This is a genomic window from Vibrio sp. Isolate22 (assembly GCF_022398115.1).
Taxonomy (GTDB): Bacteria; Pseudomonadota; Gammaproteobacteria; order Enterobacterales; family Vibrionaceae; genus Vibrio.
On the sequence record NZ_JAKEUW010000041.1, the window covers coordinates 39,598 to 46,984 of the forward strand.

Here is a 7,387-nt window from a genome sequence, read left to right on the forward strand (position 1 = left end):
ACCTACCTGTTAGAGTGATTTCGCTTTTTCAAGCACTTCGTCGATAGAGCCACAGTACAAGAATGCTTGCTCTGGAATGTCGTCGTATTCACCATTTAATAGGCCTTTGAAGCCTCTTAGCGTTTCGCTGAGTGGTACAAACACACCTTTCTGACCGGTAAAGACTTCCGCTACGTGGTAAGGCTGAGTTAAGAAACGTTCAATCTTACGAGCGCGAGATACGACCTGCTTATCTTCTGTAGAAAGCTCATCCATACCAAGAATCGCGATGATGTCTTTTAGCTCTTTGTAGCGTTGCAGCGTGGTTTGAACCGTTTGTGCAATGTCGTAGTGCTCTTGGCCTACGATCAGCGGGTCCAATTGACGTGATGTTGAATCTAACGGGTCAATCGCAGGGTATAGGCCCAGTGCCGCGATGTTACGAGACAGTACAACAGTCGCATCTAAGTGAGCAAAGGTTGTTGCTGGCGATGGGTCAGTCAAGTCATCCGCAGGTACGTATACCGCTTGGATAGAGGTGATAGAGCCCTGTTTTGTTGACGTGATTCGCTCTTGAAGTACACCCATCTCTTCCGCTAGCGTTGGTTGGTAACCTACCGCTGAAGGCATACGACCTAGTAGCGCAGATACTTCTGTCCCCGCAAGCGTGTAACGGTAGATGTTATCGATGAACAACAGTACGTCACGGCCTTCATCACGGAAGCGTTCAGCCATAGTTAGGCCAGTAAGCGCAACACGTAGACGGTTACCCGGTGGCTCATTCATTTGGCCGTAAACCATGGCTACTTTGTCTAGTACGCCAGCTTCTTTCATCTCGTAGTAGAAGTCGTTACCTTCACGAGTACGTTCACCTACACCGGTAAATACAGACAAACCTGAGTGAGCTTTGGCGATGTTGTTGATAAGCTCCATCATGTTGACGGTTTTACCTACACCGGCACCACCAAACAGACCAATTTTACCACCCTTAGCGAATGGACAGATAAGGTCGATAACCTTAACACCTGTCTCAAGCAATTCAGTGCTGTTCGCTTGTTCTTCATAAGAAGGCGCTTCGCGGTGGATCTCGTAGTTCTCTTTTTGGCCGATTTCGCCACATTCATCGATAGGTTGACCAAGCACGTTCATGATACGGCCTAGTGTTTCTTCACCTACAGGAACCGTGATTGGAGAGCCTGTGTTTTCAACGGTTAGGCCACGACGTAAGCCGTCTGATGTACCCATCGCAATACAGCGAACAATGTTGCCGCCAAGTTGCTGTTGAACTTCTAACACCAGCGAGCTTGCTTCGTCGCTAGTGACTTTCAATGCATCATAAACACGTGGGCTATTATTTCCGCCAAACTCGACGTCGACCACCGCGCCGATTACTTTTACTATTTTTCCTACACTCATGTGTAATTCCTCAAATTCTATTCTGACCCGCTCTTGTCTGCCCTTAGACAGCTTGAGCACCTGAGACGATTTCACTCAGCTCTTGGGTAATGGCAGCTTGTCGTGCCTTGTTGTACACCAACTGCAAATCATCGATGAGCTGGCCTGCGTTGTCGGTAGCGGCTTTCATGGCGACCATTCGGGCAGCTTGCTCACAGGCAATGCTCTCAACGATGCCTTGATACACTTGAGATTCGATGTATCGGTGTAACAGTTCAGAGAGTATGTCTCTTGGTGCTTGCTCATAGATGTAGTCCCAACGACGTTCTTTCTTGGCTTCACCGTCTGCCTCTGAGTCAGAAGGGTGGGGGAGAAGCTGTAAAGTCGTTGGAGCTTGAACCATGGTGTTAACGAATTGGTTGTAGACTAAGTACAAGCTGTCGATTTTGCCTTCGTCATAGTGACCAAGCATCGCGTTAACCGTACCTAAGATGTCTTCTAACTTAGGTGCGTCACCTAGGCCTGACGTTTGTGCGATAACATTGCCGCCACGTTGGAAAAATGAGATAGCTTTTGAACCAATTAAGGTGGTTTCTACCTCAACGCCTTTAGCACGCCATTGCTCCATTTCTTCCAGCACTTTCTTGAACAAGTTAGAGTTCAAGCCACCACATAATCCGCGGTCAGACGAAATAATGATGTAAGCCACGCGCTTAGGTTCACGCTGTTGAAGGTAAGGGTGCTGGTATTCCAGCGACCCTGATGCAACATGGGAGATAACCTTACGCATGTTTTCGGCATATGGTCGCGTTTGCGTCATGTTGTCTTGAACCTTACGCATCTTACTTGCCGCGACCATTTCCATTGCACTTGTGATTTTTTGAGTGTTACTAACACTGGCTATCTTGGTGCGAATTTCTTTAGTACTTGCCATAATCTGCTCCTATTTGTTTTTGTTTCCAGCTAACAAACCGGAGCACTTACCAAGCTTTCATCCCAACAAAACCTTCTAGAATCTCTTTAAGAGCGCTATCGATTTCGTCGTTGTAATCACCTGTCGCGTTAATCTTGTCGATGAGCGCTGGGTTTTGAGCTTTGGCGTACGCGATCAGCTCTTCTTCGAAGCGGGCTAGGTTGTTTAGCTCAACATCGACTAGGTAGCCTTTTTCAGCCGCGTAAATCACAATAGCTTGCTCTGCAACCGACATAGGGGAGTACTGCTTTTGCTTCATCAGCTCAGTCACACGCTCACCATGGTCAAGTTGCTTACGCGTCATCTCATCTAGGTCTGAAGAGAACTGAGCGAATGCTGCCAATTCGCGGTATTGAGCCAGTGAAGTACGGATACCACCAGATAGCTTCTTGATGATCTTGCACTGCGCAGCACCACCCACACGAGATACCGAGATACCTGGGTCAACGGCTGGACGTAAGCCTGCGTTGAATAGTTGAGTTTGTAGGAAAACCTGACCATCGGTAATCGAGATTACGTTGGTTGGCACGAATGCCGATACATCGCCTGCTTGAGTTTCAATGATAGGAAGCGCTGTCAATGAGCCTGTTTGGCCTTTCACTTCACCGTTAGTGAACTTCTCTACATACTCTGCATTGACTCGTGCTGCGCGTTCTAGCAGGCGTGAGTGAAGGTAGAATACGTCGCCAGGGAAGGCTTCACGGCCCGGTGGGCGTTTAAGTAGCAATGAGATTTGGCGGTATGCGACCGCTTGTTTGGATAGGTCATCGTAGATGATCAGTGCATCTTCACCGCGGTCACGGAAGTATTCGCCCATGGTACAACCCGCGTAAGGTGCGAGGTATTGAAGCGCTGCTGATTCTGATGCTGATGCAACAACCACAATGGTGTTTTTAAGTGCGTCGTGTTCTTCGAGCTTGCGAACCACGTTAGCGATGGTTGATGCTTTTTGACCAATCGCCACATACACACATTTAATGCCTGAGTCTTTTTGGTTGATGATGGCGTCGATTGCTAATGCTGTTTTACCTGTCTGACGGTCACCAATGATCAGTTCACGTTGACCACGACCGATAGGCACCATGGTATCTACCGCTTTGTAGCCAGTCTGAATAGGCTGGTCTACAGACTTACGTTCAATTACACCAGGGGCAATCACTTCTACAGGGTCAAGGCGGTCACAACTTACCGGACCTTTACCATCAATTGGCTCACCTAGAGTGTTTACTACACGCCCCAGAAGCCCATTACCGACTGGTACTTCCAAGATGCGACCCGTGCCTTTTACTTTCATGCCTTCAGAAAGGTCAATGTAAGGGCCCATTACCACCGCACCAACAGAGTGGGTGTCTAGGTTAAGTGCAAGTGCGTATTTGCCACCAGGTAGTTCAATCATCTCGCCTTGCATCACATCTGCAAGACCGTTGATGGTGATGATGCCATCACGAACCGATACGATAGTGCCTTCGTTGCGAGCTTCAGTGCTCACGTTAAATTGCGAGATTCGTTCTCTAATTAGATCACTAATTTCATTTGAATTTAATTGCATTTTATTACCTATCTCGCGTGAAGTTGATTAGCTAATCGGCTTATTGATGTGTTCAATGAACCATCGATAACGGTTTCACCCGCCTTGATGACAATCCCACCGACCAGTGAGTCGTCAATCACCTGTTCTAATTCAACCTGACGCTCTAATTTCTTCTCAAGTGCAGCCGTTAATGAGGTAACTTGACCTGATGTAAGGCATTCTGAGCTGGTGACAGTGACAGGAATTACACGTTCATGTTCGTCCTTCAGCTCGCTGAACAAGCTAAACAAGTCTTTTACGACGGAAAGGCGACCATTCTCAGCCAACACTCGAATTAGGTTGATAACGTGTTCATCAACCAACCCTTGGCAAACGTGAATGATAAGATTGGCGAGCTGTTCAGTTTGTTGGGCGCTTGCCCCTTCTGCTGAGATAATCTGATCAGCAATCGCTTCTTCTTCCGTTACTGCCACAAGAATTGAAAGCATCGAGTGCCACTCTTGTAACTTGTTTTCACCCAAAGCAAAGTCGAATGAGGCTTTGGCGTAGGGATGAGCAATATTGGTGTAATCTGACATACTGCCTCCGCTTACAGTTCGCTAATGAGTTGATCAACTAACGCTCGGTTCGTTTCTGAATCTAGGTTTTTGTTGATCAGTTTCTGTGCACTTTGAATAACAGCGTCTGCCATGTCTGCCTGAAGTTCACGACGAAGCTTTTGACGCTCACTTTCTAGTTCGGCTCTGCCTTGCTCTAAGATGCGAGCTTTTTCTTGCTCTGCTTCTTCGTGCGCTAAGCTGATGATTTCATTACGGCGTTTTTTGCCTTGTTCAATCAGTTCAGTGACGTTGCGTTTTGCATCTTCGACAAGTTGTGCGCCATTGGATTTTGCTAGTTCTAGCTCTTTCGCTGCATTCTCTGAATGGCGTAAACCATCAGCAATTTCTTTTTGGCGCTCGTCTAACATTGCGGTGAGAGGGGGCCATACATATTTCATGCATAGCCAAACAAAAATCACGAATGAGATTGCTTGCCCGAACATGCTTGCATTTAAGTTCATACCTTCCTCGCTAAATCTTGATTAATTACAAATCGATCTTTTCAAAGCTTTTTGATTAAGCCACGGCGAAGATGATGTATAGACCGATACCAACACCGATCATTGGTACTGCATCCACAAGACCCATCATGATGAAGAATTGAGTACGAAGCATTGGAGTAAGGTCTGGTTGACGAGCAACACCTTCAAGGTATTTACCTGCCAAGTTACCAATACCTGACGCTGCACCTGCCGCACCTAAACCAATCAGTAATGCACCTGCTACATATAAAACTGCGCTTACGATATCCATTTGTATCTCCGATAAATAATTTGTTAGTTAAATTTTTAGTTATTAATTAGTGGTGTTCTTCTGTTGCCATACCTAAATAAACAACGGTCAGTACCATAAATATAAATGCTTGTAAGAATACGATTAATATGTGGAATAGTGCCCAAGGAACACTCAGTGCCCATTGCATCCACCATGGCATTAATGCGATAAGAATAAATATCATCTCACCTGCATACATGTTTCCGAATAATCGTAAGCCTAGTGATATAGGTTTTGAAATTAATGTTATTAATTCAAGAACTAAGTTAACAGGGTATAAAAGAGGGTTATCAAATGGCTGAGTAGTAAGCTCTTTGATAAAGCCTTTCAATCCTTTATTTTTAAACGTATAAGTCAACAGTAAGATAAATACACCGAGTGCCATCGACATTGGAATATTTACGTCCGCCGTTGGTAGATCTCTAAAGTGTTCTAGACCCATTGCACGACTTAATGCTGGTATAAAATCTATTGGTAATAAATCGACCGCGTTCATCAACAACACCCAAACAAAAGTGGTTAATGCCAGTGGTCCTATTAATTTATCCTCCGCTTGAAAAATCTCTTTTACTAGGTTGTTTACAAAATCAAATATCAGTTCGATAAAACATTGAAATCGACCTGGAACACCGCTGGTGCCCTTGGTCACTACGTATCGAAACGCTCCAATAAACAGTAAACCCGTAATCCAAGATACCAACATCGAGTCGATGTTGAACGCCCAGAAACCATCACCTGTAGTTAAGAAGGTTAAGTGATGCTCTATGTATTCGTGAGCGGTAGTTACTTGATCCATACTACACGTACTCCGATCTTGTAGAGGCAGTAATAAATGGTGTTAAGAAGTACCCAACCATCGTGAGAATATATGCGTACAATATTACTGGGTTATCCAATTTGAAAAACTGGAATGCCAAGATAAACATTAAGAACGTATAAGTTATTTTCACGACACGACTCATTTGCATTAAGTCACGTAAACTATAATTAGGGTTCTTGCGCACCTTTAGGCTTGCATATATAAAACCAAACAGCGGAGGCAACATCGCAATAACGATGCCCAAAGCTGACGATTCCATATCTACTTTATTACCAAAAAACACTTCATATAAAACTACACCGACGGCTAATACTATTTGGCAGAGAACAACTCTTTTAGCAGCAACAAGAATGTCACCACTTATTCCGTTAAGCCTCATAATAAAACCTTATATTTAACAGTGTAAGCTCATATAAAACACAGTTTGAATATGTCTTGCTACTCGCATTTACTTGTTAATAAAACTTTGCTTGTTAACAAAGATATAATCTTTCTGGTTTTATATCTCCTGACGAAATAGAACGGTATAAACTAATTCGCTCTCGTTTCGACAAAATATAAACTACGCCTAAAATTATGTGATCAAAACGACAAATATCGATATCAATAATTCCATTTTTGAAATGGGTGCTTTTCATTTATGAAAGTAATAATTCTGTCACTTTAATCATGAATATTTCAGATGCTTTATTGATAACTTGAAGTATTAAAAATTGCCTGAATAATTCAGAGTCACGTTAAGTGAGATTAAGGTGGTTAATTTATACTTTTCATGCACTTAAAGATTGTTTCCATAAGGGTAAGAGTTGGGGGCTAGATGTGTGATTTCATCACTATTTCGTTATTTATAACGAGCAGCGTGCGTTTATTTACGCAGAAATATATACTTTTTATCTATTACTCATGAAGCGTGGAAAAACTGTGTCACATCAATGGTTATCCACGTTTTTGTTACTCATTGAGGTATTTATGGCCGGTTATATTGGAAGGTGAGGGGAAGAATTGAGAGTGTTAAAACCGTTTTTATGACGTTTAAACCTTACTTCAGAGCCCGTTGACTGTGGTTGTTGCGACTAGATAAAGCGTATTCTGAAGGGCGTTGTTGACTAAATCAGTTGGAACCTTTTCTCAGTCCTGCGATCTGATCCCATGTAGTAGAAGCATGGTGTTGTTATGGGTAAGTCGAAGAAGAAGATAGCGAACTGGAGTGAGTATAATGAAGCCTTGTGCAAGCGAGGCTCAGTAACGTTTTGGATTGACGACTCAGCCGTTGAAGCATGGCAATGTAAAAGTCACCATGGTAAACGAGGTAGAGG

General features: G+C 43.9%; 9 protein-coding genes. 1 reads left to right on the forward strand and 8 read right to left on the reverse strand.

Translation table 11 applies throughout. The features are described 5' to 3' along the window. Positions 1–9 precede the first annotated feature (9 nt). Genes atpD through L1D55_RS19330 form a run of 8 tightly spaced genes read right to left on the reverse strand, consistent with a single transcriptional unit; the run spans position 10 to position 6,450 of the window. Positions 10–1,395, reverse strand: a complete 1,386-nt coding sequence (atpD, locus tag L1D55_RS19295) for a F0F1 ATP synthase subunit beta (RefSeq protein ID WP_128164034.1) — start codon at positions 1,393–1,395, stop codon at positions 10–12. Between the two features lie 43 nt (positions 1,396–1,438). Next, a complete protein-coding gene (gene atpG / locus L1D55_RS19300) occupies positions 1,439–2,308 on the reverse strand; it encodes a F0F1 ATP synthase subunit gamma (protein ID WP_063521901.1) in 870 nt (289 codons plus the stop codon). Between the two features lie 46 nt (positions 2,309–2,354). Further along, positions 2,355–3,896 carry a F0F1 ATP synthase subunit alpha gene (gene atpA, locus L1D55_RS19305; RefSeq protein ID WP_239918506.1) on the reverse strand — a complete coding sequence of 514 codons (1,542 nt, stop codon included), beginning with the start codon at positions 3,894–3,896 and terminating at the stop codon, positions 2,355–2,357. A gap of 8 nt (positions 3,897–3,904) precedes the next feature. After that, entirely contained in the window at positions 3,905–4,456 is a 552-nt protein-coding gene (locus tag L1D55_RS19310) for a F0F1 ATP synthase subunit delta (RefSeq protein WP_004741165.1), read from the reverse strand. Positions 4,457–4,467: 11 nt separating this feature from the next. Further along, positions 4,468–4,938, reverse strand: a complete 471-nt coding sequence (locus L1D55_RS19315) for a F0F1 ATP synthase subunit B (protein ID WP_004741166.1) — start codon at positions 4,936–4,938, stop codon at positions 4,468–4,470. A gap of 55 nt (positions 4,939–4,993) precedes the next feature. Then, complete coding sequence (gene atpE, locus L1D55_RS19320; RefSeq protein ID WP_004730405.1) at positions 4,994–5,230, reverse strand: F0F1 ATP synthase subunit C; 237 nt, start codon at positions 5,228–5,230, stop codon at positions 4,994–4,996. Positions 5,231–5,276: 46 nt separating this feature from the next. Then, the gene (gene atpB, locus L1D55_RS19325) at positions 5,277–6,047 is read right to left on the reverse strand and encodes a F0F1 ATP synthase subunit A (RefSeq protein ID WP_017060838.1); all 771 of its coding nucleotides are present in this window, start codon (positions 6,045–6,047) and stop codon (positions 5,277–5,279) included. Between the two features lies 1 nt (position 6,048). Continuing rightward, positions 6,049–6,450: a hypothetical protein gene (locus L1D55_RS19330; protein WP_004741168.1), complete on the reverse strand. Its 402-nt coding sequence runs from the start codon at positions 6,448–6,450 to the stop codon at positions 6,049–6,051. 794 nt (positions 6,451–7,244) lie between these two features. Between L1D55_RS19330 and L1D55_RS19335 the strand changes: the two genes are divergently transcribed. Next, positions 7,245–7,387: transposase (locus tag L1D55_RS19335; RefSeq protein WP_345772792.1), on the forward strand; the 143-nt coding region annotated here is incomplete at its 3' end.